Source organism: Mesorhizobium sp. M1E.F.Ca.ET.063.01.1.1 (assembly GCF_003998155.1).
GTDB lineage: Bacteria > Pseudomonadota > Alphaproteobacteria > Rhizobiales > Rhizobiaceae > Mesorhizobium.
On the sequence record NZ_RZSC01001311.1, the window covers coordinates 1 to 898 of the forward strand.

Genomic DNA, 898 nt, shown 5'->3' on the forward strand with positions numbered 1-898 from the left:
ATCGTAGAAGCCGCCGCCATAGCCCAGCCGGAAGTTGCCGGGAGCGATGCCGACCATTGGCGAGATCACGATGTCCGGCAGCACCGGATCGCCCACGGCGGGGATCGGAATGTTCCAGACACCCTTTTCCAGCCGGTCGCCCGGCGCATAGGCGCGAAACACCAGTGGATGGCCTTTCTCGATGACGACGGGGAGCGCCGTGCGGCCGCCGCGTTCGTTGACCGACACCATCCAGCCGCGCAGATCCGGCTCGCCGCGGAACGGCCAGTAGAGGCTGACCATGCGGCCGGCAACGTCGCCGATCAGCGCGTCGAGGCTCTCGGCAATGCGCGCCGACATGGCCGCGCGTGCATCTGCTGAGACGGCAAGCCGGGCGCCGATCAACCGTTCGCGCTCCGCCTTGCGCCAGCGCCTGACATCGGTCCAGTCGGAGAGCGGCATCCGATAAGTCGGGTCGAGTTCGTGCATGAAACAAGGCGGCGAGGCGTATTGGGCTGGGCTCTCGTCATCGCGATTGTCAGTCATGCTTCACTCCTGTCGCTCTGCCCCACGCTATACCCGACGCTCCCAGAGCGGCATGCGCGTTCACGACACCCAGCGGCGACTCCCGGGCAGGAGCGTGGCCAGCGGCAATGTTGTTGCAGTGCACAAAACTGCTTACATCTAGGCTATCTGGTTGGTTTGGCGAGGTGACTGAGAATGGACGAGGCCAAGCATCATGTCGTTGTCGTCGGCGCGGGCTTCGGCGGTCTCGAACTGACCCGCGCGCTGGCCGCAGCGCCGGTGCGCATCACCATGATCGACAAGCGCAATCATCACCTGTTCCAGCCGCTGCTTTACCAGGTGGCGACCGCCGCGCTGGCCACTTCGGAGATTGCCTGGCCGATCCGGCATCTGC

The 898-nt window shown here is 65.3% G+C and carries 2 protein-coding genes; one reads left to right on the forward strand and one right to left on the reverse strand.

Annotated elements, in window-relative coordinates:
- On the reverse strand, positions 1–525 hold a 525-nt coding region (locus EOA29_RS38175), incomplete at its 3' end, for a 5-formyltetrahydrofolate cyclo-ligase (RefSeq protein ID WP_127222500.1).
- A 174-nt stretch (positions 526–699) separates the two neighbouring features.
- On the opposite strand from EOA29_RS38175, the gene EOA29_RS38180 reads away from it, so the two are divergent.
- A partial coding sequence (locus EOA29_RS38180; protein WP_148669397.1) for an FAD-dependent oxidoreductase occupies positions 700–898 on the forward strand: 199 nt, incomplete at its 3' end.